This window comes from Paenibacillus sp. FSL R7-0312 (assembly GCF_038004445.1).
Lineage (GTDB): Bacteria > Bacillota > Bacilli > Paenibacillales > Paenibacillaceae > Paenibacillus_AQ.
The window spans coordinates 5,603,543-5,626,802 of sequence record NZ_JBBORE010000001.1 but is presented as its reverse complement, the minus strand read 5'-3'; the positions used below and the strand labels follow the sequence as shown (position 1 = coordinate 5,626,802).

Annotated in this window: 25 protein-coding genes; 18 read left to right on the top strand and 7 right to left on the bottom strand. The window is 49.1% G+C overall.

The features are described from left to right. Nucleotides 1–32: 32 nt before the first annotated feature. From chvE to MKX70_RS24765, 6 genes are all read left to right on the top strand, one after another. A complete protein-coding gene (chvE, locus tag MKX70_RS24790; RefSeq protein WP_042235818.1) occupies nt 33–1,121 on the top strand; it encodes a multiple monosaccharide ABC transporter substrate-binding protein in 1,089 nt (362 codons plus the stop codon). Between the two features lie 99 nt (nt 1,122–1,220). Then, on the top strand, nt 1,221–2,750 hold the full coding sequence (mmsA, locus tag MKX70_RS24785; RefSeq protein ID WP_042235820.1) for a multiple monosaccharide ABC transporter ATP-binding protein: 1,530 nt from the start codon (nt 1,221–1,223) through the stop codon (nt 2,748–2,750). A gap of 6 nt (nt 2,751–2,756) precedes the next feature. Further along, complete coding sequence (gene mmsB, locus MKX70_RS24780) at nt 2,757–3,920, top strand: multiple monosaccharide ABC transporter permease (protein WP_042235825.1); 1,164 nt, start codon at nt 2,757–2,759, stop codon at nt 3,918–3,920. A 151-nt stretch (nt 3,921–4,071) separates the two neighbouring features. Then, nucleotides 4,072–4,740: a TraX family protein gene (locus MKX70_RS24775; protein WP_042235828.1), complete on the top strand. Its 669-nt coding sequence runs from the start codon at nt 4,072–4,074 to the stop codon at nt 4,738–4,740. Nucleotides 4,741–4,833: 93 nt separating this feature from the next. After that, nucleotides 4,834–6,342: a copper amine oxidase N-terminal domain-containing protein gene (locus MKX70_RS24770; RefSeq protein ID WP_052416327.1), complete on the top strand. Its 1,509-nt coding sequence runs from the start codon at nt 4,834–4,836 to the stop codon at nt 6,340–6,342. Between the two features lie 126 nt (nt 6,343–6,468). Then, on the top strand, nt 6,469–6,753 hold the full coding sequence (locus MKX70_RS24765; protein WP_340841063.1) for a hypothetical protein: 285 nt from the start codon (nt 6,469–6,471) through the stop codon (nt 6,751–6,753). A 20-nt stretch (nt 6,754–6,773) separates the two neighbouring features. Here MKX70_RS24765 and MKX70_RS24760 read toward each other — a convergent pair whose 3' ends face one another. Beyond that, entirely contained in the window at nt 6,774–7,127 is a 354-nt protein-coding gene (locus MKX70_RS24760; protein WP_340841062.1) for a DoxX family protein, read from the bottom strand. Nucleotides 7,128–7,262: 135 nt separating this feature from the next. Between MKX70_RS24760 and MKX70_RS24755 the strand changes: the two genes are divergently transcribed. The 5 genes from MKX70_RS24755 to MKX70_RS24735 all read left to right on the top strand — a co-directional run bounded on the left by MKX70_RS24755 (nt 7,263) and on the right by MKX70_RS24735 (nt 11,080). Beyond that, nucleotides 7,263–7,607 (top strand): winged helix-turn-helix transcriptional regulator, encoded by a 345-nt coding sequence (locus MKX70_RS24755; RefSeq protein ID WP_340841061.1) that lies wholly within the window; start codon nt 7,263–7,265, stop codon nt 7,605–7,607. 79 nt (nt 7,608–7,686) lie between these two features. Beyond that, entirely contained in the window at nt 7,687–8,901 is a 1,215-nt protein-coding gene (locus MKX70_RS24750; RefSeq protein ID WP_042235836.1) for a chromate transporter, read from the top strand. An 18-nt stretch (nt 8,902–8,919) separates the two neighbouring features. Then, the gene (locus MKX70_RS24745) at nt 8,920–9,426 is read left to right on the top strand and encodes a hypothetical protein (protein WP_340841060.1); all 507 of its coding nucleotides are present in this window, start codon (nt 8,920–8,922) and stop codon (nt 9,424–9,426) included. Between the two features lie 246 nt (nt 9,427–9,672). Beyond that, a complete protein-coding gene (locus MKX70_RS24740; protein ID WP_042242392.1) occupies nt 9,673–10,602 on the top strand; it encodes a phosphotransferase in 930 nt (309 codons plus the stop codon). Nucleotides 10,603–10,705: 103 nt separating this feature from the next. After that, nucleotides 10,706–11,080: a hypothetical protein gene (locus tag MKX70_RS24735; protein ID WP_340841059.1), complete on the top strand. Its 375-nt coding sequence runs from the start codon at nt 10,706–10,708 to the stop codon at nt 11,078–11,080. A 349-nt stretch (nt 11,081–11,429) separates the two neighbouring features. Here MKX70_RS24735 and MKX70_RS24730 read toward each other — a convergent pair whose 3' ends face one another. Next, nucleotides 11,430–11,645 carry a DNA-binding protein gene (locus tag MKX70_RS24730; protein ID WP_340841058.1) on the bottom strand — a complete coding sequence of 72 codons (216 nt, stop codon included), beginning with the start codon at nt 11,643–11,645 and terminating at the stop codon, nt 11,430–11,432. A 28-nt stretch (nt 11,646–11,673) separates the two neighbouring features. Beyond that, entirely contained in the window at nt 11,674–13,050 is a 1,377-nt protein-coding gene (locus MKX70_RS24725) for a metallophosphoesterase (protein WP_340841057.1), read from the bottom strand. A 314-nt stretch (nt 13,051–13,364) separates the two neighbouring features. Here MKX70_RS24725 and MKX70_RS24720 point away from each other — a divergent pair, with 314 nt between their 5' ends. Both MKX70_RS24720 and MKX70_RS24715 read left to right on the top strand, forming a co-directional pair. Next, nucleotides 13,365–13,964, top strand: coding sequence for a nitroreductase family protein (locus tag MKX70_RS24720; protein ID WP_340841056.1), 600 nt, complete (start codon nt 13,365–13,367; stop codon nt 13,962–13,964). 79 nt (nt 13,965–14,043) lie between these two features. Next, the gene (locus MKX70_RS24715) at nt 14,044–14,238 is read left to right on the top strand and encodes a hypothetical protein (protein WP_042235847.1); all 195 of its coding nucleotides are present in this window, start codon (nt 14,044–14,046) and stop codon (nt 14,236–14,238) included. A gap of 96 nt (nt 14,239–14,334) precedes the next feature. Here MKX70_RS24715 and MKX70_RS24710 read toward each other — a convergent pair whose 3' ends face one another. Both MKX70_RS24710 and MKX70_RS24705 read right to left on the bottom strand, forming a co-directional pair. After that, nucleotides 14,335–15,573 (bottom strand): peptidylprolyl isomerase, encoded by a 1,239-nt coding sequence (locus MKX70_RS24710; RefSeq protein WP_340841055.1) that lies wholly within the window; start codon nt 15,571–15,573, stop codon nt 14,335–14,337. 253 nt (nt 15,574–15,826) lie between these two features. After that, on the bottom strand, nt 15,827–16,162 hold the full coding sequence (locus MKX70_RS24705) for a LytTR family transcriptional regulator DNA-binding domain-containing protein (protein WP_039298093.1): 336 nt from the start codon (nt 16,160–16,162) through the stop codon (nt 15,827–15,829). A gap of 199 nt (nt 16,163–16,361) precedes the next feature. Here MKX70_RS24705 and MKX70_RS24700 point away from each other — a divergent pair, with 199 nt between their 5' ends. Beyond that, on the top strand, nt 16,362–17,468 hold the full coding sequence (locus MKX70_RS24700; protein WP_340787194.1) for a lactonase family protein: 1,107 nt from the start codon (nt 16,362–16,364) through the stop codon (nt 17,466–17,468). Between the two features lie 157 nt (nt 17,469–17,625). On the opposite strand, the gene hfq is transcribed toward MKX70_RS24700, so the two are convergent. Beyond that, nucleotides 17,626–17,847, bottom strand: coding sequence for an RNA chaperone Hfq (gene hfq / locus MKX70_RS24695; RefSeq protein ID WP_039298097.1), 222 nt, complete (start codon nt 17,845–17,847; stop codon nt 17,626–17,628). Between the two features lie 110 nt (nt 17,848–17,957). Here hfq and MKX70_RS24690 point away from each other — a divergent pair, with 110 nt between their 5' ends. Continuing rightward, nucleotides 17,958–18,638, top strand: a complete 681-nt coding sequence (locus MKX70_RS24690; RefSeq protein WP_042235855.1) for a phosphatase PAP2 family protein — start codon at nt 17,958–17,960, stop codon at nt 18,636–18,638. A 32-nt stretch (nt 18,639–18,670) separates the two neighbouring features. On the opposite strand, the gene MKX70_RS24685 is transcribed toward MKX70_RS24690, so the two are convergent. After that, nucleotides 18,671–19,171, bottom strand: coding sequence for a hypothetical protein (locus tag MKX70_RS24685; RefSeq protein ID WP_340841054.1), 501 nt, complete (start codon nt 19,169–19,171; stop codon nt 18,671–18,673). 228 nt (nt 19,172–19,399) lie between these two features. Here MKX70_RS24685 and MKX70_RS24680 point away from each other — a divergent pair, with 228 nt between their 5' ends. The 3 genes from MKX70_RS24680 to MKX70_RS24670 all read left to right on the top strand — a co-directional run bounded on the left by MKX70_RS24680 (nt 19,400) and on the right by MKX70_RS24670 (nt 23,255). Then, on the top strand, nt 19,400–20,455 hold the full coding sequence (locus MKX70_RS24680) for an FUSC family protein (RefSeq protein ID WP_042235860.1): 1,056 nt from the start codon (nt 19,400–19,402) through the stop codon (nt 20,453–20,455). Between the two features lie 241 nt (nt 20,456–20,696). Next, complete coding sequence (gene helD, locus MKX70_RS24675) at nt 20,697–23,054, top strand: RNA polymerase recycling motor HelD (protein WP_340787186.1); 2,358 nt, start codon at nt 20,697–20,699, stop codon at nt 23,052–23,054. A 60-nt stretch (nt 23,055–23,114) separates the two neighbouring features. Next, a complete protein-coding gene (locus MKX70_RS24670; protein WP_156123125.1) occupies nt 23,115–23,255 on the top strand; it encodes a hypothetical protein in 141 nt (46 codons plus the stop codon). Nucleotides 23,256–23,260: the final 5 nt, after the last annotated feature.

Sequence of the window (23,260 nt, the reverse complement as noted above, 5' to 3'; positions counted from 1 at the left end):
AGACAACAGAATAGTCCAGGGGGTAGTGCAGAATGAAAAGATATTCATTGGTCTCATTGCTACTAACACTCGTACTCATCTTGTCCGCATGCGGCAACAACGGCAACTCATCAAGCGGCGGAGACTCGTCCCAAGGCAAAGTAGGGATCGCAATGCCGACGAAATCCTCGGAACGCTGGGTGAATGACGGCAACAACATGGTGAAGGAGTTCGAGAAGCTGGGCTACGGTACGGATCTGCAATATGCAGAAGATGTCGTGGAGAACCAGGTATCCCAGATTGAGAATATGATCACTAAAGGCGTGAAAGCAATTGTAATCGCTTCAATTGACGGCGAGGCCCTGACGGATGTGCTGCAGAAGGCACATGATGCGAATGTCAAAGTCATTGCCTATGACCGTCTGATCAAAAAAAGTGAATATGTAGACTACTATGCGACCTTCGATAATTTCAAGGTTGGCGTACTGCAGGGCTCTTACATTGAGGAAAAGCTTGGCCTTAAGGACGGCAAAGGACCTTTCAACATTGAGCTGTTCGGCGGATCCCCGGATGACAATAACGCCTACTTCTTCTTCGATGGCGCGATGTCAATCCTCAAGCCTTATATTGATTCCGGCAAGCTGGTTGTCCGCAGCAAGCAGGTTACTATGGATCAGGTAGCTACGCTGCGCTGGGACGGTGCTGCCGCCCAGGCGCGCATGGATAACCTGCTGAGCGCCAATTATGCAAGCGATAATCTTGACGCTGTTCTCTCTCCTTACGATGGCATCAGCATCGGGATTCTCTCTTCCCTGAAGGGTGTAGGCTACGGTTCAGGCGACAAGAAGCTTCCGGTTGTTACCGGACAGGACGCTGAGCTGGCTTCCGTGAAATCCATTCTGGCTGGAGAGCAGACACAGACGGTATTCAAGGATACCCGTGAATTAGCCAAGAAAGCTGTAGAAATGACCGAAAGTGTGCTGAAAGGTACAGAAGCCGAAGTCAACGATACCACAACCTATGACAATGGCGCCAAAATCGTTCCGTCCTACCTGCTGGAGCCAGTTTCAGTAGATGCAAGCAACGTAGACAAGGTACTGGTAGACGGCGGCTACTATACCAAAGATCAGCTGGGAGAATAACCTGCTGGATACCATTTAGCAGCAACCGGCGGCATCTCTGAGTCAGGAGGAGCCGCCGGTACCCGCTGCTACAGTCACAAGGAAAGCTGGGTGAGACACTTGAGTGAATATATCTTGGAGATGAAAAGCATTACAAAGACATTCCCCGGCGTCAAGGCGCTCTCGAATGTCAACCTGCAGGTCAAGGCCGGTGAAATCCACGCCCTCTGCGGGGAGAATGGAGCCGGCAAATCCACGCTGATGAAGGTGCTAAGCGGAGTGTACCCGCATGGAACTTACGAAGGGGATATTCTGTATCAGGGAGAGGTATGCCAGTTCAAGGATATCAAGGACAGTGAAAGTCTGGGCATCGTCATTATCCACCAGGAGCTGGCGCTGATTCCGTATTTGTCTATTTCGGAGAACATCTTCCTCGGCAATGAGCAAGCGCGGCGCGGGGTGATCAACTGGAACGAAACGACGGTGAAGACCAAGGAACTGCTAACGACCGTCGGCCTCAAGGAATCGCCGTTTACCGGAGTATCAACGATCGGCGTCGGCAAGCAGCAGCTTGTAGAGATTGCCAAGGCACTCTCCAAGGAAGTGAAGCTGCTCATTCTCGACGAACCGACTGCGGCGCTGAACGAGGATGATAGCGAGAACCTGCTGATGCTCATTTTGGAGCTGAAGAAGCGCGGGATTTCCTCGATTATCATTTCCCACAAATTGAACGAAATCGAGAAGATAGCGGATTCCGTAACGATTCTGCGGGATGGACAGACCATTAAGACACTGGATATGAAACGCGATGCGGTCACTGAAGATGTCATTATTAAAGGCATGGTCGGACGCGATCTGACGAACCGTTATCCAGAGCGTACACCGGAGCTGGGAGAGACCATCTTCGAGATCCGTAACTGGGAGGTATATCATCCGACGCAGCAGGACCGCAAAATGCTGGATCAGATTAATCTGCATATCCGGCGCGGCGAGGTTGTCGGCATTGCCGGACTGATGGGTGCGGGACGTACGGAGTTGGCCATGAGCGTGTTCGGCAAGTCATACGGCAAGCGGATCAGTGGCCAGACCTTTATGCACGGCAAAGAGGTCCAGCTGAATAACATCACTCAGGCCATTGAGAGCGGACTGGCCTACGTTACCGAGGACCGCAAGCAGTACGGGCTCATCCTGATCGACGATATCAAGCGGAACATCTCGCTCAGCAGTCTGAAGAAGCTGTCCCGCCGTGGAGTGATTAATGAGAATGAGGAAGTGCTGGTCGCCGAGGAATACCGGAAGAAGCTGAATATTAAGTCTCCGAGCATTCTGCAAAAGACAGTGAATCTCAGCGGCGGCAATCAGCAGAAGGTGGTACTCAGCAAATGGATTTATGCCCAGCCGGATATTCTGATCCTGGATGAGCCCACCCGGGGAATTGATGTGGGTGCCAAATACGAAATCTACTCGATCATTAACAGCCTGGCCGCAGAGGGCAAGGGAGTGCTGGTTATCTCCTCCGAGCTGCCGGAAATCATCGGGATGTGCGACCGGATCTACACCATGTGCGAAGGGCGCATCAGTGGAGAAGTGGAACGCAAGGATGCATCGCAGGAGCTGTTGATGAAATTTATGACACGAAGCAGGGGGTAATACCGCATGGGAGCCATTACTGAACTTTTCAAAAAGAATATCCGCCAATACGGCATGATCATCGCCTTGATCTTTATCTCTATCTTCTTTCAAATTATGACCGACGGCATTCTGCTGAAGCCGCTGAACGTAACCAATCTAATTCTGCAGAACAGCTATATTCTGGTGCTGGCCATCGGAATGGTGCTTGTCATTATTACCGGGCATATCGACTTGTCCGTTGGTTCGGTAGCCGCCTTCATCGGCGCACTGTCCGCCATTATGATGGTGGATATGAACATGAATCCTGTGCTTGCCGTGGTTCTCTCGCTCCTAATGGGAGCACTCGTTGGGGCATGGCAGGGCTTCTGGGTCGCATATATCAAAATCCCGGCGTTCATCGTCACCCTGGCAGGTATGCTGCTGTTCCGGGGCTTAACGATGATCGTGCTGAACGGACAGTCGATAGCGCCTTTTCCTAAGACTTTTCAGAAGATCAGCTCGGGGTTCATCCCCGATATCTTCAGCGGCAGCTCTACGAATGTGCTGACACTGGTCATTGGAGTGGTCCTGTCTGTCTTGGTTATTTATCAGGAATACCGCAGCCGTAAAATTACCGTGAAATACGGTTTTGAACAAGCTCCCGCCTGGATTTCGATTGCCAAGGCAGCGGCGCTGGTGATTGTGATCAACCTGTTCACTTATGTACTGGCTCAATATAACGGGATTCCGAACATTCTAGTGATCCTGATGGTGCTGATCGTTATCTATTCATTCGTGATGAACCATATGACGATGGGCCGGCATATCTATGCACTGGGCGGCAATGAGAAGGCTGCGAGCCTCTCCGGCGTCAAAACCAAACGGGTTACCTTCTGGGTATTCGTCAACATGGGCGTACTCGCTGCACTGTCCGGCTTGGTATTCGCTGCACGGCTTAACTCTGCGACACCAAAAGCCGGAACCAACTTCGAGCTGGATGCCATCGCGGCCTGCTTCATCGGTGGAGCCTCCGCTTCCGGCGGGATCGGGACAGTGGTTGGTGCGATCATCGGCGGTCTCGTCATGGGTGTTATGAATAACGGGATGTCGCTCGTCGGCCTCGGCGTAGATTGGCAGCAGGGCATCAAGGGTCTGGTGCTGCTGCTGGCAGTAGGCTTTGATATTTATAATAAGTCGAAGACGGCTTAGGCTTGAAATACCGCCAGAAATGCTCCCTGACAGGGGGCATTTCTGGTTTTTTGACATAAAGATTCCGTGCAACACTTGCAGCATCCCGCCCGGCCATGGATAATAGCATCTAAGGCGTATACTAATACATAGCTGTGACAGGAGGCCACAGATGCAGATTATTGCCATGCTGACCATGCTGATTGACCACATCGGCTATATTTTTTTCCCGGGCGAGCTGGCCTGGAGATATGTGGGGCGAATTGCTTTTCCAATTTACTGCTACGCGCTGGTGCAAGGGCATATACATACTTCATCGAGACCCCGCTACCTGCGGCGGCTGCTGATGATCGCCCTGCTTGCCCAGATTCCGTACAATTTGGCGCTGGACCCCGGCGGATGGAATGTGGTGTTCACCCTCCTGCTGTCTGCTGCCGTGCTTACGCTGCTAGATAAGCTGCCGAAGTTGTGGTATGGGGTTCCGGTAGTTATCGTTGCGGTGCTGCTCATGGATCTTCTGCCGCTGGACTATAATGCATACGGGCTGCTTCTGGTGCTGATTTTCCGTTATACCCGCTCGTATTGGCTTGTGCTGGCACATTTTGCGCTGAATGGATTCTATTTGTTCTATTATAATTGGCTGGTGCAGATGGCCAGTATTGTGCCTACCCTTCTCATTGCGCTGACTCCGGGCTTCTGGATATTACTGGAGCGCAGACGGCTGCCACGCTGGGTCTGGTGGTCATTTTATCCCGCACATTTAGCGGTACTTGCGTTGGTAAAGATTCTCTTTTTCCAAGATTGGGTATCTATAGAGTGGCGGAGTTTATTTACCTTTTGAAGGAATAATAGATTCTGTCCTCTACATTTACAAATCCTTCCTCCTTTGAGATGATGGATACGTTACCACATTATGAGCTAGAGGAGACATGCTATGAAGAAAATGAAAGCAAGAACTAAATGGCTGGTGCCGTTTCTTGCACTGCTGCTGATCCTGGCAGGCTGCCAAACCGTCGGCGGATTTGATGTCAACAAGGCATTGCTTGGGGATCTCGATGTGAAATCCTCAGAATCAAGTACGACGCTTAGCTTAAGCGCTGTTCCTGCAGTAGGCATCCGTGCGGAGGATCAGGAGATTGTCGATCTTATTAATTCATTATCCCTTACGCTTGGAAGTGTGAAGCTGCAGGACAACGGCAATGTCTCGGCATCGGGAATTGTAGGGTATAAGCAATCCAAAATTCCGTTCTCCTTCTTCATGGATCAGGCGAATATTGTCTTTACCGCTGAAGGAGCCAAGCAGCCGTTCTACTTCCCGATTCAGGGATATGAAGACACACTCGGCATAGAAGGTCTGGATCAGACGAAGACACTGGAGCTTTCTAAGCTGATCTCCCAGTTCGTGGTGAAGAACCTGCCGAATCCTGGAGCAATTACGGTTGCCTCAGTATCGGAATCTGTATATGGCCAGCAGACGAGCTTAACGAAGCTACATACGGAAATTACCGGTGAAGAGCTTCCAGTGCTGCTGAAGAGCTTCCTGAGATCGATCTCCAAAGACACTGAAGGCTTCACTGCCCTGATCAGCGGCCTCTATGATTATCTGTATCCGCTTCTGGAGGCTTCAGGTGAAGATCTGAATAGTCTTGGCTTCGGAGAGATCCCACTGGATGACAAAGAAGGCGTAGTCACTGTAGCGCATGATGCTGCCAAGCTGGCAGTGGATGCTCTCCTGCTGGTCTACGACAAGCAGCTTGAGAGTCTCTATGAGAGCACACCTGAACTGAAGACTGTTCTTGGCAAAGATACGAAGCTGACCGTGGACCTGTTCGTGGATAGCGGTTTCCATGTCCGTAAACAGAACATTGATCTCAAGGTTGCTCTTCCGGCCAGTGAAGATCTGCCGCTGCAGAGTATCAATGTGAAGCTGGTTTCAGAGACCTGGAACGTGAATGGCCCTGTAACTGCTGATCCGATCAGCACAACCGGCGGCATTGATTTCTCCTCAGCGGAGCTTACTCCGGGTGAGACATTGAGAAGCTTTGAACAAGGCTCTGCGGTCTATAACCTGCTCAAGGATGATATGGGAATTACGTCCAAGAGCCTGATGATCGCACCGGATGATGATTACTATTATCCTATCGTGGACAATGGCACAACCTATGTTCCGCTGCGCTATATTGCAGAGGACCTGGAAGCTTCTGTTGAGTGGGATGCGGCTAATCGCGCGATTAATGTAACCGATGATGTCTACGGCGATCTGCTGGTATTCAAAATCGGCTCCGCACAGGCACAGATTGCCGGCGCTACCGTGAAGCTTCCACAGCCTGTATTCGTGGATGAATACGGAGATGCTTATGTGCCGCTGCGCGTTCTGGCACAAGGTCTACATGCTTCCGTTGAAGTGGATGAAGACGGATATATCTGGATTGACCGTCCGTAAGGTTTAAAGAGGTAAGCATGAAGCCGGAACCCCTAAGAAATTAGGTGGTTCCGGTTTTTTTTATATTCAGGTATAGTGAAATTAAAGAGAAGGATAAAATTTCAGATAAATGAAAGGGCGGCGAGGATGCAGCGGATTTTTCTAATCTACAAACAATTCTTAACAGAACCTCTGTGGTTTAAGATTCTTATTATTACCACTTTGCTTGCGGCCGTCATATTCAGCAGTTCCTCTTTACCACAAAATGGTTATTATCAGCTTACTTCTAAATTAGCAGCAGCAATCTTTTTTACAGCCTATGGCGTTAATTTCCGTTCAAACACCCGGGTTTCTGCTGTTTTTTTAGTAATGGCGGCGGTTTGCATTTTTCTGTCCTGGAATAGCTGGACAGGCCTTCCGCCAGCTGAGTAGGACTATCTTGACATTCTCGTTCAGAACCGGCCAACCGCGACAATTAGAGCCAACACGATGAAGAAGATGTTCACACCGATCTCCCGGTATTCCTTGCGTTTGATATGGAAAAGGGCGCCGCTTAGGACAGTCACTGCAAGGGCTGCTGCGGCAACCGGCGTTAACACAGGTACACTATTCAGCGCATAAGGAAGTATCAATCCAAGTGCGCCCAATAGTTCGGATACCCCTATAAAGACCACTAATGCCTTGGGAACATCTGATACCCATCCCCAGGATTTTTTCGCCTGCCCGTACCGAAAGGCCTTAAGCCAGCCCGAATATACAAAACCTGCTGCTGCAATTCCCTGTACAATCCATAATGCAATATTCATAAATGACTCCTCCTGATACGTTTTAGCTGTCTGTTACTGTATAATAGCCCCAATGAAGCAATACGCGATAGTAGGCACTTTTAATAAACATAGTTAAGAATAAGTAACCATACGCAGGATAGGGAGCTGGAGGCTATGGAATCGTATTGTAAGTTTGAATCGGCACTGGACATTCTGATCGGGAAATGGAAGCCGGTTATTCTGCTTCAGCTAATTAACGAAGGCACCATGCGATTCGGAGAACTGCAGAAATCCATTCCTGATATTAACAAGAAGATGCTCACCCAGCAGTTAAGGGAGCTAGAGTATAACGATATCGTGCACCGTGAAGTGTACAATCAGATCCCGCCAAAGGTTGAATATTCAATCTCGGAATATGGGAAAGGATTAAGTTCTGTGCTGCAGGTATTGAATGATTGGGGAGTTTCTCATATTGAGCATATGAAGAAGCTGTATGAAGCGGATCGTTCAGGAAGTTAAGCAGATGCGAGGAAAATGCTGGATACATTAAATCAGTAGAGTCTAGGCTGTGCAGTTCAAAATCAAGGGGGCAATGTAAATGCAGACGGATGAGCAGAAGGTACCGGAAGATATTCAGAAGGGGAGAGGGGGGGCCCTTCTTGAAGTGCTGCTTGTATCTGCTAAACTGGGTTTTACTTCGTTTGGAGGACCGATCGCTCACCTGGGTTACTTTCACAATGAGTATATACGCCGCCGGAAGTGGATGGATGAACGGAGCTACGCTGATCTGGTAGCTCTTTGCCAGTTTCTCCCTGGTCCGGCGAGCAGCCAGGTTGGTATCGGTATCGGTGTTGTAAGAGCAGGTTTGCTGGGAGGGGTTGTTGCGTGGCTAGGCTTTACTTTACCTTCTGTCATTGCGCTGGTTGCGTTTGCCTTTTTGCTTCAAGGCTATGATATAGGCAGTGCAGGCTGGATTCATGGACTGAAGATCGTTGCTGTGGCGGTTGTTGCCCATGCTATTCTTGGCATGGGGCAAAAGCTGACGCCTGACCGGGAAAGAGTAACCATCGCTGTTATTGGAGCAGCTGTTACATTGTCCTGGCAGACAGCCTACAGCCAGGTACTTACAATTGCTGCAGCTGGCATAGTTGGGGTTTGGCTTTATCGCAAAAAAACTGCGGAAGGCACAGCAGACCTTCACGTTTCAATCAGCCGAACCTTTGCTATTCTCTGTTTACTATTATTTTTTGGTCTCTTAGTAGCTCTCCCTTTATTAAGAGGAACAGCAGAGACCGGAGGGTTAGCGATATTTGACAGCTTTTATCGTTCCGGTTCTTTGGTATTCGGCGGCGGACATGTCGTGCTTCCGCTTCTGGAAAGAGAAGTAGTTCCTACAGGCTGGGTTAGCCAAGCAGATTTCCTGGCGGGGTACGGAGCCACGCAAGCAGTTCCGGGCCCGTTGTTCACTTTTGCAAGTTACCTTGGGGCCCTGACCGGAGGTGTTACCGGAGCAATCGTTGCCACGTCCGCTATCTTCCTGCCGGCCTTTCTTCTTGTAGTCGGCACACTTCCTTTTTGGAACAGCTTAAGAAAAAGCCTGAAAATTCAGGGAGCCTTGGCCGGGATTAATGCAGCTGTTGTTGGGATTTTACTTGCTGCCTTGTATGATCCCCTGTGGACTTCAGCTATTGTGGAGCCGATGGATTTCGCGCTGGCCGCCATTCTATTTATTATGCTGGTTTTCTGGAAGCTTCCGCCTTGGGTAGTCGTTGTAGCTGGTTCAGCGGGCGGAATGTTACTTGGAGTATTTTAATCAGCGAGGGGACTGGAAATGAAATTACATATTATAGGCGGCGGGGGGAGCGGGAAATCCTACATATCCGCATTAATGAGCCGGAAGCTGAATATCCCCCATTACGAGTTAGATGATATTTTCTGGGATAATGAAGCGGATGTATATGGAGTGAAAGCGCCGGAGGAAGAGCGGGACCGTAAGCTAAAAGAAATCGTCAGTCGTGAATCATGGATCATCGAAGGTGTATACCGTGCGTGGGTAGGGCCAAGTTTACTGGCTGCAGACAAGATCATCGTGCTTATGCCGCCGTTATCCCTACAAGAAGAGCGAATATGGAAGAGGCATGAGGAGCGTGTATCCGGAGTGGCCGTAAGTAACAAGCGTGAGACTCCTGAAAGTGTCCAGGAGTTTATAGAGTGGAACAGGGATTATAATCACGTGAAGCTTCCCCGGTTTATTGAGAACTGTGAGTATAAGGATAAGCTGATTTCCGTGAACAATAACCTGGATATTCTGGAGCTGCTGGCAGTCCAAACGGAGTAAGAGAGCAGGGGCTGTATACGGGGGATTTCGGCAAATACAAAACAGTCCTTGGAAGGATTCCAAGGACTGTTTTGTATGCCGATTTTATTCAAGACCTAATTCAACATAATAACAGAACGGAAAGAAACAGTCTATATTTTTTCCGGGAAATATAATACAGTGGGGTAGCCGGCAATAAATGAAGAAGCGGAGTGTTGTTCCTTGGAAATTTATTGTCATCTCGATGCTGCTGCCTTACAGGCATATTTGGGGAAGGTCTTTGGCACAAGTTATTCTGTTGCAATGGTTACGAAGCTGCATGGTGGCGCGCAAAAGGTGGTCTATAAGATAGAATGCACTAATGGATTTTCTTGCGTTCTGTATGTGTGGGATATTACCATGAATTATTTTCAAGAAGAAATTGTGAATCAGAATACGAATGAGCAATCCTACGGCAGTGAACAATTTGAGATAAACAACAGATATTTACTCGAACATTCTATCCGGACGCCTGCTCTGTATGATATGAATAAGGAAGGGAATCCTTATGATTTTGATTATGCGCTTGTTGAGTATGTAGCCGGGCAAGCAGCCGAGGCCTATTTCAATCATTCTGATTCCAGGGTTAAGGATACTATCTTTCAACGCCTGGGAGACATGATTACGGGCATGCATGCGGGGGAAAGCGAAATTTACGGAAAACCGGATCAGACCGAGCCCGACACGGGACAATGTCATCTTATCCAGTTGCAAAATGCTATAATTCAGTTGTCATATGCCTCTGAATATATTGATGTTATCCGCAGGAATCAGGGTAAGCTGCTCGATATGCTGTACAACCTTGAGTCCAAAATAGAACCCAGAAGCCGTTATGGATATATTCACGGAGAGCTTGGTCCTAACCATGTGCTGGTTACGGATCAGCTTGAACCCTGTTTGATTGATATTGAAGGAGCCGGATTCTACGATATTGAGCACGAGCACAGTTTTATGGAATTCCGTTTTGGCGATTTCTACCGGTATCTGAAGAATGATAATCTCGATGTAAACAGGAAGCTGTTCTATCAATATCATCATCATCTTTCGTTGATCTCGGCGGGCTTAAAGCTGGTTCATAGAGGTTATCCGGATCAGCAGACAGCAAAGGGAATTACTGATTATCATACCAGACGTGCTTTGCAGTTTATAGAATCTTGAGGGGAATCAAAGATGTAACCGCGAAATAAAAAATATTGCGGACTTCAGAAAGAAGGTCTCTCTCCACGATGTGGATGAGAGACTTCTGTTAGGAGTTTAGAACATGGACAAAGCTAAAAGAGAACTTTTAATGAACATCTGCCTATTCTCGCTAGTGTTAAGTGTGTTATACGGCATAATGGTCACGGGCATCGATAATTCATTAGTATCTGAGACCTCATATATCAGTGGCCCCGGCGGATTCGTTGTGTTTGTGCTGTTCTTTTTAATTCTGTACCCTCTGCATATCCTGCTTAGTATGCTTCAATTTGCTGTCATCAGATTAGCCGGGGAATCGCTGGTAAAGCGGCTTGTTATCTCTAATGCAACAGGGCTTGTGGTTGTCGGAGCCATTTATTATATTACACAAGAAATTGAAGCGCTCTGGCTGATTTTCTCTCTGGCGGTTTTCTCTGCGGTAGCGCTTATAAGGAAATGAAGAATTCCTTTTTCCTTATAAGCAGGCAGTAAGGAGCGCCTGGCACATAACTGTATTCTGTACAATTAAAAGCCGGAGAAAAGCCGGATGTGCTGGAATAGCTGTATTCTGTACAATTAAAATTGAGCAAAGTATTCTTCTTCGGCAAAAAAGAATTATATAAGAGTACAGAGTGCAATTAAATCTCTTTCTTAGGCATATTGGCTCGCTTTAGTTGTACAAAATACAGTTAAAGCTTGCTCATGTCTCTGGCTAAGCCAGTACAACATAACAGCGGCAGCTCAGGACTTCATCCCGTCCATGGCTGCCGCTGTTTGATGTATCCCGTTGAGCGTCACACTAAACCAGCTTACTTAGCAAAATCAAGCCCTTTGTCTGCAAGTGCCTGGCGGAGAATACGGATGCCCTTGGGACCCATGCCGTGCAGCTTCAACAGCTCTGCTTCTGTAATTGTGGTTAGCTGCTCCAGGCTTACAATACCGGCTCCGGCCAGCGCCCGGTGCGCCGGCTTGGAGATTATCTCTGGCAGGCTGCTGCCTGGCGGGGATTCATGAGTATTTGTCACTAAGCATGCTCCTCTCAAATAATGTCGGTTACTGTGTAGTCAGAACCATCTCCAGCGATACATTGCTCTGACCGGAGTGTTCGGCCATACTGCGGATATACCCGGACATGAATCCGCCCTCCATACTCTCCCACAGCTTGTATCCCGGCATGGCTTGGATCTCATCCAGTGAGTCAGCTGCGCTGCCAGCGAAATATTTCACGTTCAGCCTGGACATGACTTCGGCCATCGACTGCTTCTGAGCCGCTGTAAAGGTGCTATCCTTCAGTCTGGTCATTGCCTTCTCATAAGATTCACTTGCAAAGGTCTCTTCAGCATATGATTTGAAGTTCAGCAGATGAGGGTCGGTAATATCCTTCGCTTGAGCCCAGCCCTCCACGTCTACTGTGGCCGTATTATAGGTGAAAGCACGGGAGACCGGATCAAACGTCATCGCGCCGTACTGATGGGGATTAACTGCCATTGCGCTAGTAGCAATATCGTATACAGGCATGGCCGGATCAATAGAATCTGCAGAAGGGTCCCGGCGGATATCCTGCATATGGATATGTCCGGATAAGACCAGATTGAGGCCATCCTTGCGGAGTGTCTTCATGGTTTCCTGGCTGTTGTTAAGCTTGAAGCCGGATACCGCCATGGAGGTGTGGCTTAACAGATTATGATGCATTACGGTAATGATCGAGGCATGCTCCTGTGCGGCCAGCTTCACATTTTCATCCATCCAGGACAAGGTTGAAGGTAAGAGCCGCCCGTCTGTCTGCGGGAAATTGTACTCTTCATTATGTGCATACTGGGCGCTGTCAATCATCAGAAGCCAGAGGCCTGGAGCGGCCTTAACCACATAGCTTAGGCTGTCAGCATCCCGGGATAGCGCCTCATGGTAACCGAAATCCTCATAGGTCGCGAGGAAATCCTCCACGTTAATATGATCTGCAACCACCTGCTTGTCACCGTCAAAGGATCTGGCCCAAGGGTTATTAATATCGTGGTTACCGGGAATAACATATACGCTGGTACCCATTGCCTCAATCCGGTGCAGCTTCGCGGCTAATTCTTTATGGCTGCTTGCTTCACCATTGTTGGTGAGATCGCCACTGAGAATGAGGAATTCAGGCTCCTTCTGTTCCACATCATAGACAAGGGCTTCAGTCAATTCATCACTGTAGGGAAGCATCTTACCGTCTCCGCCCGTGACATAGGTCTGGAAGGCTTGGCCGCCATCCTCAAGCGCTTTATCCAGATAATGTGTATCGGTAGCGACCCAGAAGGACACAGGCGCAGTGGAATCTATAGCTGTCTCAGGTTCTGTAACCGCGGCCGCTGCATTTAAAGATGTCGAAGCTCTTTCTTTGCAGCCGCTTAAAATCAAGGCAGAACTTAGCAGCATTAATAATGTGAATTTCATTGTTCTTTTAGTTCCATCCTTAACAGGGGAGCTCATGAATTGACCTTCTTTCTGCACTTTTGCTGAATCATTGTAGCGTATTTATTGACAGGTTGTATATACGAAAAGTTAGTGCCATGTTTCTAAACGTAAAGATCAGCTTATAGAAAATAGTGGAAGGCGTATAATTACTGCCAATACTGCGACACTAAGAGCTGATATATAAGCATAAGCAAGCAGACAGGATAAAGTTGTGAATAAGAGTTGTATTCCGGTAGGAAAAGTGTTAAGATTTATAAAAGTAAGTTACTTAATTAAATGGAGGTAGTTATTTTATGTCTAAGAGCTTTTTCGAAGCGGTAAAAGGTAGACGTTCCGTATATGCCATCAGTAAAGAATCGCCAATCTCTGATGAACAGATCCAGAAGATCGTTGAAGAGGCAGTATTACATAGCCCGACTTCCTTCAACTCCCAGAGCTCCAGAGCCGTGGTTCTGCTGGGTGAACAACATGATAAACTGTGGGATATCACTGCAGAGACTTTGCGCAAAATCGTTCCCACTGATCAATTCGAAGGGACAGCACAGAAGTTAGCCTCCTTCAAAGCCGGTTACGGCTCAGTACTCTTCTTCGAAGATCAGGCGGTAGTGAAGCATCTTCAAGAGAACTTTGCGCTGTATGCAGAGAATTTCCCGATCTGGGCCAACCAGTCCTCAGGGATTCTGCAGTTCGTAGTGTGGACTGCTTTCGCAGAACAGGGTCTGGGCGCTTCGCTTCAGCACTACAACCCGCTGATTGACGATGAAGTCAAAGAAACATTCGGTATTCCGGCAGAGTGGAAGCTGATTGCGCAGCTGCCATTCGGTACAACTGTAACCCCTCCGGGAGAGAAGGAATTCCAGCCGATCGAAGAGCGTGTGAAAGTCATTAAATAAGGAAACATAACAATAAGTGGTTTAGAACCTCCCTGATCCGGCTAAGTATGAGTATAGTCAGATCAAGGAGGTTTTTGTTATGCCATGGAATAAAGGAGATTATCCGGATTCTCTGAAGAACTTCACTGCACCAGTGCGCAACAAGGCTGTGGAAATTGCCAATGCGCTGCTTGAGGATGGCTATGAGGAGGGGCAGGCGATTGCCATTGCAACCGCGCAGGCCAAGGAGTGGGGCGCGAATCATGACAAACAGATCCGTAAAAAGAATCATTGACCACTGTGCCCGGGCCTAAGACCGGACAGCAAAGAGGACAGGCGGGAATCCGCCTGTCCTCTTTAGGTATGTGCATATTATGCAGGAATGAATAGATTACTTGGCTGGAGCTTCTGTTGCAGCAGCAGGGTCTGCACTGGCATCTGGTGCGGCAGATACTGCCGGAGTAGCGGATGCATCTGGAGTATCGGTCAAAGTATTGGTGATGGTGGCATTCTTGGTCAAATCAGCCAGCCAGGTAGAAGACATTTCCGAGACTTTCTGCGCTTTCAGAGTCTTGGTGATTTCCTCTTTTTTCTCAGCAAGCGTGTATTCATGTGCTTCTTTACGGTCAGTAACCTTGATAATGTGATAACCGTAATCGGTCTTCACAGCACCGCTGGTTTCGCCAACCTTCATGTTGAAGGCTGCATCGGAGAATTCAGCAACCATATCGGCACGTTTGAAGAAGTCGAGGTCTCCGCCTTTGTCTTTGGAACCGGTATCTGCAGATTTCTCTTTAGCGATTGTGGCGAAGTCTGCTCCGTCTTTCAGCTGTTTGACGATGGCATCGGCTTCTTCTTTGGTTTCAACGAGGATGTGGGAAGCGCGAACTTCTTCTTCCTGATTGAAGGTAGCTTTGTTCTCGTCATAGTATTTGGAGATATCCTCATCCGTAATGGTAACCTTCGGTTCAACCAGCTTGCGGATTTCAACCTGCAAAGGCATTTGCTTCTTCAGGTCTTCCAGAGTCATGGAGCTCTGCTGCAGAGCAGAATTCAGGGCTTCCTCACCGCCGAACTGGGTGATCAGGTCTGCGATCTCCTGGTTAATGTCTTCATCGGTTACGGTAATGTTGGCTTTCTTCGCTTCCTGATCCACGAGAGTGGTAGTAATCAGGTTCTGCAGCGTGGATTCCCCGCCTGCTTCAACCAATTTATCGTAAAGCTGTGCTTTCGTGATATCCGTTCCGTTAACGGTAGCAACAGCGATCTTGCTGTCGTCTTTCTTGAAAGGCTGCACAATCAGGACTACAATTAATGCCGCTGCCAATATGATGGAGGCGATCATCCAGCCTTTACCGCCCGCAGGTGCGGCCGGCTTGGAAGGAGGAGTACCGTCGCCTACCTTGTTCATTACGGGAACGCTTTCTTCAATTTTCGGAGAATGCACGCTGCTGGAGCTTTCTGTTGCAGCTTGTACAGGTTCTGCCGGAATCATTACTTCCTCCTGAGGGTCAGATACGGCCTCCGCAGGTTCAATTCCATCTTCCGGGGTAACTACAGAAGTGTCGTTCTCTTCCGGCGTTCCGCCGTTTTCAAGCTGTCCATTTTCGTTGAAATCTTTTTTGTCCATTATAATTAATGACTCCCTTCAATATAGGTGGTGCCTGTCTTTCTACAACTTTACCAGAAAACAGAATTCCAAACCTTAAGAAAGTATAAAAAAGCATAATAACTTTTTAAGATTCCATTAAGAAACAGGAAAAAGCCGGAGCAGCAATAGGTTTCCCCATGCACGCTCCGGCCAGATGAGAGAGACATTGAATGCATAAAAATGATTCCATGCTGTATTCTACGGATTAGCGGGCAGCGGATATGTATCCGCCTTAGGAGCTAAGTCCTCTCAGCAGATGGCGGATGCTTTCCTGTTTGCGTCTGGGAACACGCACAGACTTGGCATACAAGCCCATTTCACCGAAGTAGATACAGTCATCTTCGATGGAACTGATCTTGTTCAGGTTAACGTAGCAGCCCCCGTACACATGATAATAGCTGTTGCTTGACAATAAGCGGTTCAATTGCTCGGCAGTCATTCTCTTTTTAATGTTGTAGTTTCTGCCGTGAAAAATGACCAGGTCATGGTCCCCGACCTTAAAGAACAGAATGTCTGTCTCCACCTCGAAGTCCTCATATACATTTCTGGCTTCCAGCAGGCTGCTCATTCGTGTTCCCCCTTTATACTTAATTAACATCGATGTTAGCGCTTTCATTATAACATACTCTTTTTGCTTTGAGAAGTCTTATTTTTGAAATGTTTTTTGTCATTTTTTCCGTTGCATTTGTCATACCTCACGAAAAACTGTAAATTATATAGATGGCTGATATGCATCCATAACCACAAGTTGGAGGAGGATTACCCAGATGAATGAGAATACGAAGCTGCTGTTGTTTACCGGCTCTTATGCAACGGTTGAGGAGAGCGGGGTTCAGGTGTTTGCTTTTGACGGTGAAGCCGGAGGTACACTTGAGCGGCTGGATACAGCTGATGGCATAACGAACCCGACGTTCGTAAATGTGGACCCTTCCGGGCTGAAGCTGTATGCGATTGGCGAGAAGCCAAGTGGGGAGGGCGGCAAAGAGGGAGAGATTGTAACCTTCGCGATTGAGCCTAAGACCGGTAAGCTGAGTGAATTGAAGCGGACTCCGACGATGCCTGCCGCAGGCACAGGTCAAACCACGACCTGTAATATCAATAGAGATGCTGAAAGCGAACATATTGTAGTATGCAGCTATCACGGGGGAACGGTAGGACTGCTCACCCTGGATGCAGACGGAATACCCCAAGCCCTGACGGATATTGCAGTACATACCGGTCATAGTGATCTTCCTGGCCACGACCGGCCGCATCCGCATTCGGCCATCTTCAGTCCGGATGAGCGTTTCCTGTTTGTGTCTGATCTCGGGCTGGATCTGATCCGGACCTACCGGATTAACAGAGAAGCGAATAAGCTTGAAGCGCTTGGAGATACTGCACTGCATGAAGGAGCGGGACCACGCCATTTCGTGTTCCATCCGGATGGCAAATCCGCTTATGTGATCAATGAGCTGGATTCCACCGTAACTTCTTTCCTATATGATGCTGCTGCAGGGACTCTGCAGACGGCATTTACGGTATCGACACTTCCTGAAGGTTACCCGTCAGACAATAACAGCTGTGCTGAAATTGCATTTTCCAAGGATGGGAGATATCTGTACGGTTCAAACCGCGGCCACGACAGTATCGTTGTCTACAGTGTAAATACGGCATCGGCTGAGCTTACATTGGTGGAGCATGTATCCACAAGAGGGGGGCATCCGCGCCACTTCTCGGTAACGCCGGACGGAGGCTATCTGATTGTTGCCAACCGGGACGGCAATAATCTGGTGGTCTTCTCACTGGATGCTAATGGTGGACGATTAACCTTCACAGGAAATACGGCGGAATTGTCCAAGCCAGTCTGTGTCATGCCTGCCGTATTTGCCGGATAGTTATTTCGGACCGGTTAGTAGCTGCTACGTGTAATGCTTGTCCTGCCAGGCAACTATGGCAAAAGGAACACCGGAATGGCTTGCTCCGGTGTTCCTTTTGAATTCAGGACGGTTAATTTGTAGGTGTTAGGCCCAGAGATGCGCCGGGCGGGACTGCTTATTTGAGTGAGACGGGCTTCAACGGCACTACCGTGGAGACTGCCGATTTGAAGAGTACGTTCTGTCTGCCGTCACCTTGACCCTGCAAGGTGATAGTATAAGCGTCATAAGAGGTTACGAGTCCCTGCATTTTGACTCCGTTAGTTGTAAAAATGGTCACGGGCACTTTTGTTGAGATACACTGGTTCAACAAACGTTCCTGCAATTTTAGACTTTCCACTTTGGCAGCACTCCATTTTTATATGAATTAACTTCTTAGGCAATTATAACACGGGAGAGATGCTCCCAGGAAATCTGTCATCGGGCGCGGAAATAGACAAGGGGGTAGTTATGCTTTATTATCATTACTGGTCCGGCGGATTTCGCCGTTTTATATGGTTTTTGCTGGGATTTATCCTGATCGCTGTATTAGTTAAACAGGGCGGAGCTGCAGGCTTTGACCGTGCCGTTATACATATCGTGCAATCTATGGAATCGCCGCCGCTCACTGCGCTGGCCAAAAGCCTATCGCTCGTCGGCTCTTCGAGACTGGCTATCGGGATTTCGCTGCTGACTATGACTATATTATTCTTCGCCTTGAAGCACCGGATGGAACTGGCTTTGTTTCTGTGGGTAGGCTTAGGCTCCCAATTGCTGAATACACTGCTGAAGCTGTGGTTTCACCGCGAACGTCCCACTGTACACAGACTCATTGAACAGGCCGGGTATAGCTTTCCAAGCGGACATTCTATGGCTGCCTTCTCATTATACGGGGTGATTGCCTATCTTCTCTGGAGGCATATGCACAACAGACGCGAGCGGTTCATCCTGATTCTGTTCACCGTACTGATGACCGGCGGGATCGGCTGGAGCCGGATTTATCTGGGAGTGCATTATCCCAGTGATGTGATCGGCGGATACGCAGCCAGCGGCGCATGGCTGATGCTGTCTGCCGCCTGCTTCGAGGCTTACCGGAACTTCAGGGAACGCCAGGGGTCAGGACCGCACGGCAAAAAGGATGCCCGCAAGTAATCTGCTGGGCATCCGCATTATTGACTGTAGCTTTAGCGCGTCTTCGGCGCAGCAGGCTGCTGTGAAGGCTTGGCCTGGTGAAACTGGGCCGCACGGCTAAGGCTCAGCTTGATCATTACGGGCAGCCCGGTCTTCAGCTTGTCGGCATCCTCTTTCGTAATCCGGCCGTCCTTGACGGACTCGTCCACCTTGAGGCTGGCGGCTTCACTCAGCTTCTGGATGTACTGATCTTCGCTCCAGCCCTTTTTCTCCTGGGCGAGGGCGGAGAGTGTCTTGCCTGCCTTGAGGCTGTCTATCAGCTCTGAACGGTCCATCTCAAGCAGCTTAGCCGTTTCATTGATGATGAAATGGCCTCCGGCCCGAAAGTTCTTATTCCCGCCGTGAGGATGCCCATGCTCCTTGCCGGCGTGTATGGAATCCGGTGAGGAAGTAGGCGTTACTGCAGATGGATTCTCTGCAAAAGCGGCAGCCGGTGCCATAGTGAGCATTACGGCTGCAGTGAATGCAGTGATTCTTTGGATAGGGTTGTTCATGATTCACCTCTTCTGAGTTGTGAGTTGGCTGACATGTACCCATTATTCCCTGAAAGCTGAAAGAATCCTTAAACCTGGCTTAAGCCATACTAAAATTCGCCAGCGTGCTTCATGGGTAATAATGTGTGTGCAATTATTAGAGATTTACCGAATACCTTCAGGATATACATAAATTTTTAATCACAGCATCTATATTGAAATAGATTAAGCTCTTTAGGAGGGATGGATTTGGCTTTTGGTGCCCGCATACTCAAAACAGGAATGGCAGTCACGCTCGCACTTTATCTGTCCGTTCTACTTAATTTCGCCTCCCCTGTCGGTGCGGCTATAGCGGCTATTTTTGCAATGCAGCCATCCATATACAGATCATGGAGGTATTTCCTCGATCAGATTCAGACCAGCACCATGGGAGCTGTGATAGCACTGCTGGGCGGAATGCTGCTGTCCAATGAACCGATTGCGGTCGGGCTGGTATGTATTCTGGTGATTATGATCAGCATGAAAATGAACCGCGCCGATACGATCGGCCTGACGCTTGTTACCGTAATCTCCGTAATGGAGGCTTCCGGGCAGTGGCAATTTGCGCTCACCCGTTTTCTGCTGACGCTGACCGGTATTCTGTCGGCATTCATTATTAATATCGCTGTCTTTCCGCCGAAGCCGCGCAAGCAGTACATTCAGCAGATTGAGAATGTATTCACCAGCCTATCACTGCTGTTAAGGACTGCGGTATCGCATGAAATGAAGGAAAGTGTATTCCGGGATGAGAAGAACGCTCTAGAGGGTTCCATTAAGGCGCTGGCTGACAAGTATGCATTGTTCGAAGAGGAGCAGAAGCAGCTAAGAAGGGCGAAATACAGCCAGACAAGGCAGATGGTGGTGTATAAGAATCTGCTCAATTCTCTGCAGAAGGGGTTTCAGGTGCTGGAGGCTATAGACCGGCATTACTTCCAGGCCGAGCGAACAGAACGTACCGATAAGCTGTTTGACCGGCATCTGGAGCAGCTGATCAAATATCATGAGTACATCCTGCTGAAATTCGAGAATAAGCTGAAGCCGGGTGCGCATGATTCTGAACTTCTGGCAGAAGACAACGACCGTTTTCTGGAGGCGGCTATCCACGGATATGATTCTGAGAAATCGGGGCAGCTGCGGTTGTCCGTGGTGGCAGCGGCAATATATGATTACGGCTATCAGCTGGATCGTCTGGATAGGGTGGCTGATCAGATTAACCGGATGAACACGGACGAGAAGGACTCTGCCGATATGACGGGGGAAATATAAAGAACAAAAAATCCGGTCCCAGAGGGACCGGATGAAGATATACATCATAAGGTTATGTATTGCGTGAAGCATATAAATTCTTAACTTATTGAATAAATTGTGCCGGAAACTTGTAAAAGCGCTAAAGAGTTGGTAATATAAAAAGATATCAAATAAAGTCTAACTAAAAAAACATAGTTATTCAATTTAATTATAACATGAAGAATTATGAATGTCAACCTTCTGAAGGGGATGAAATGATTTGGATAAACATGATCACGAGTGGCAAGAGGAGCAGGAGCGGGTCACCGGAATTACCAGGCAGTTATCTACACACATCCGGCTGCTGTCGGAGGAGCTTGGACTCCACCGTACAGATGTCGTGGATATGCGTAAGGACTTCTGGGAAGAAGTTACCGTGAACTTCAGCAGCCCTGACGATCTGGGCGAGACCTCAACCAGCCTGCGGCAGCAGGCACAGATCCTGAACGAACGCGAACGCCATCATCTCCAATCCAGTAAAGCGCTCAAAAAATATAAAAAGCTGGTCGTATCCCCCTACTTTGGCCGGATTGATTTCTCGGAATCCACGGATACTGCGGCAGATAAAATCTATCTGGGCATCGGTTCACTGATGGAGGATAACGGAACCTTCCTGATCTATGACTGGCGGGCCCCGATATCGAGCCTGTATTATGACGGTGCGCCGGGTCCGGCTGCCTATGACACACCGGGCGGATTAATTACGGGGAACATGGAGCTCAAACGCCAGTTTGTAATCGATAATGGAGAGATCGAAGTGATGTTCGATACCGGCGTAACGATCGGCGATGAGCTGCTTCAGCAGGTGCTGAGCCACAGCGCCGATGACCGGATGAAGAGCATCGTAGCGACCATCCAGAAGGAGCAGAATGCGGTGATCCGCAACGACAGAAGCCGGATGCTGGTTGTGCAGGGTGCGGCCGGAAGCGGCAAGACCTCAGCGGCGCTGCAGCGGGTAGCCTACCTGCTCTACAAATACCGCGAGGTGCTGCAGGCAGACCAGATGCTGCTCTTTTCACCGAACCCGCTGTTTAACAGCTATGTATCGACCGTCCTGCCTGAACTCGGTGAAGAGAATATGCAGCAGACCACCTTCCAGATGTATCTGGAGCACCGGCTTGGACAGGAGTTTCAGCTGGAGGATGTGTTCAATCAGACGGAGAGCCTGCTGAATGCGCCGGATGGGCCGGAAGCCTCCATACGCAGAGCCGGGATTACCTATAAATCCTCCGTATCGTTCCTGGATGTCATCCGGCGGTATGTAAACCTGCTGGAGCACGAAGGCATGATGTTCAAGCCGTTGATGTTCCAGGGGCGTGCGGTCGTCGGCAAGGAAGAGATGGAGCGCCAGTTCTATAGCTATGATCCGAATATCAAGCTGGCTAACCGGATCGAACTGATGACGGGCTGGCTGCTCAAAAGAATAGCCGCGTTTAGCATTGAGGAACGCAGTGCATCATGGGTCGAGGACCAGATTGAGCTTATGGACAACAGCGACTATCAGCGTGCTTATAATATGATGCGCCGCAAGGGCGGAGGGCATAATGAGAGCTTTGATGATTTTGAAACGGAGAAAATCATGCTCGCCCGTTATATCGTCAGCCAGCGCCTCAAGCCGCTGCGCGGCTGGACTAAACGCGGACGGTTCGTTGATGTGAAGGGGCTGTACAGCCGGCTGTTTACCGACCGGGAGTTAATGGACAGCTTGAACAGCAGCCAGGTTCTGCCTGGTGTATGGGATGATATCTGCAGCTTCACGCTGACTACCCTTGCCGGGAACGAACTGGCCTATGAAGACGCGACACCATTTCTATATTTGAAGGAGCTCAGTCAGGGCTTCCGTACCAATACACTGATCCGTCATGTGATTGTCGATGAAGTGCAGGATTATTCGCCGTTCCAGCTGGAATTCATGCGCCGGCTCTTTCCGCGGGCCAAAATGACTGTACTGGGCGATCTCAACCAGGCAATCTACGCGCAAGGTGAGGTGCTGGGGGATTTGGCCGGGCTGGTCAGCATCTATGGCGAAGAGAACACGGAAGTAATCTCATTGACCCGCAGCTACCGCTCCACCTATGAGATTGTCGAGTTTACACGGGCGATGATTCCCGGAGGGGAGAAAATCGTACCGTTTAACCGGCGCGGCGAGGAGCCTTTGCTGACGGTCGTGGACAGTGAAGACGACCTGCTGGCCTCGGTGGAGCAGGATGTGCTGAATCTGCATGCACAGGGCTATCATTATGTAGCTGTTATCTGCAAAACAGCGGAAGAAAGTGCACGGGTGCATAATGAACTGCAGAGCAGGCTGCCGGTAAGGCTGGTTACCAAGGAAACGCCTAATTTCCAAAAGGGTACTCTGGTGCTGCCCGCCTATCTGGCAAAAGGCGTGGAGTTCGATGCGGTAATTATCTACGATGGCTCGGCAGAGAAATATGGCCGTGAGCATGAACGCAAGCTTTTCTATACAGCCTGTACCCGGGCGATGCATCTGCTTCATATCTACAGCCTGGGGCAGCCTAATCCGTTCCTTCCGGCTGCGGTGCGTGAGACTGTATCGGTAGGAGCTTTACAGGACTGAGAGCAACCGATTGTCTGCAGAACCGTCTACGCGTGTATACGCCGGGCGGTTTTTTTGCCGTTGGCGAATATCAGACTCCAGTTTGTGAACGATGAGCGCCGCCCTGTACAGCAGCATTCGGTTCAGCGGAGTGGCACTTGGACCGCCGATGGTTCGCTGCTGCTGATGTCATGGGGGCATTGGAAGGTATTTGAACTGTAGCGGGG

Bases quoted from the DNA above. Each gene is read 5' to 3' on its own strand.
- MKX70_RS24765 (WP_340841063.1), top strand. From the start codon at position 6,469: ATGCAGCGGATTTTTCTAATCTACAAACAATTCTTAACAGAACCTCTG.
- MKX70_RS24700 (WP_340787194.1), top strand. From the start codon at position 16,362: ATGAATGAGAATACGAAGCTGCTGTTGTTTACCGGCTCTTATGCAACG.
- MKX70_RS24685 (WP_340841054.1), bottom strand. From the start codon at position 19,171: ATGAACAACCCTATCCAAAGAATCACTGCATTCACTGCAGCCGTAATG.
- MKX70_RS24720 (WP_340841056.1), top strand. From the start codon at position 13,365: ATGTCTAAGAGCTTTTTCGAAGCGGTAAAAGGTAGACGTTCCGTATAT.
- chvE (WP_042235818.1), top strand. From the start codon at position 33: ATGAAAAGATATTCATTGGTCTCATTGCTACTAACACTCGTACTCATC.
- MKX70_RS24725 (WP_340841057.1), bottom strand. From the start codon at position 13,050: ATGAAATTCACATTATTAATGCTGCTAAGTTCTGCCTTGATTTTAAGC.
- MKX70_RS24705 (WP_039298093.1), bottom strand. From the start codon at position 16,162: ATGAGCAGCCTGCTGGAAGCCAGAAATGTATATGAGGACTTCGAGGTG.
- MKX70_RS24750 (WP_042235836.1), top strand. From the start codon at position 7,687: ATGCAGACGGATGAGCAGAAGGTACCGGAAGATATTCAGAAGGGGAGA.
- MKX70_RS24715 (WP_042235847.1), top strand. From the start codon at position 14,044: ATGCCATGGAATAAAGGAGATTATCCGGATTCTCTGAAGAACTTCACT.
- MKX70_RS24755 (WP_340841061.1), top strand. From the start codon at position 7,263: ATGGAATCGTATTGTAAGTTTGAATCGGCACTGGACATTCTGATCGGG.
- MKX70_RS24745 (WP_340841060.1), top strand. From the start codon at position 8,920: ATGAAATTACATATTATAGGCGGCGGGGGGAGCGGGAAATCCTACATA.
- MKX70_RS24775 (WP_042235828.1), top strand. From the start codon at position 4,072: ATGCAGATTATTGCCATGCTGACCATGCTGATTGACCACATCGGCTAT.
- MKX70_RS24760 (WP_340841062.1), bottom strand. From the start codon at position 7,127: ATGAATATTGCATTATGGATTGTACAGGGAATTGCAGCAGCAGGTTTT.
- mmsB (WP_042235825.1), top strand. From the start codon at position 2,757: ATGGGAGCCATTACTGAACTTTTCAAAAAGAATATCCGCCAATACGGC.
- MKX70_RS24735 (WP_340841059.1), top strand. From the start codon at position 10,706: ATGGACAAAGCTAAAAGAGAACTTTTAATGAACATCTGCCTATTCTCG.
- MKX70_RS24770 (WP_052416327.1), top strand. From the start codon at position 4,834: ATGAAGAAAATGAAAGCAAGAACTAAATGGCTGGTGCCGTTTCTTGCA.
- MKX70_RS24690 (WP_042235855.1), top strand. From the start codon at position 17,958: ATGCTTTATTATCATTACTGGTCCGGCGGATTTCGCCGTTTTATATGG.
- MKX70_RS24710 (WP_340841055.1), bottom strand. From the start codon at position 15,573: ATGGACAAAAAAGATTTCAACGAAAATGGACAGCTTGAAAACGGCGGA.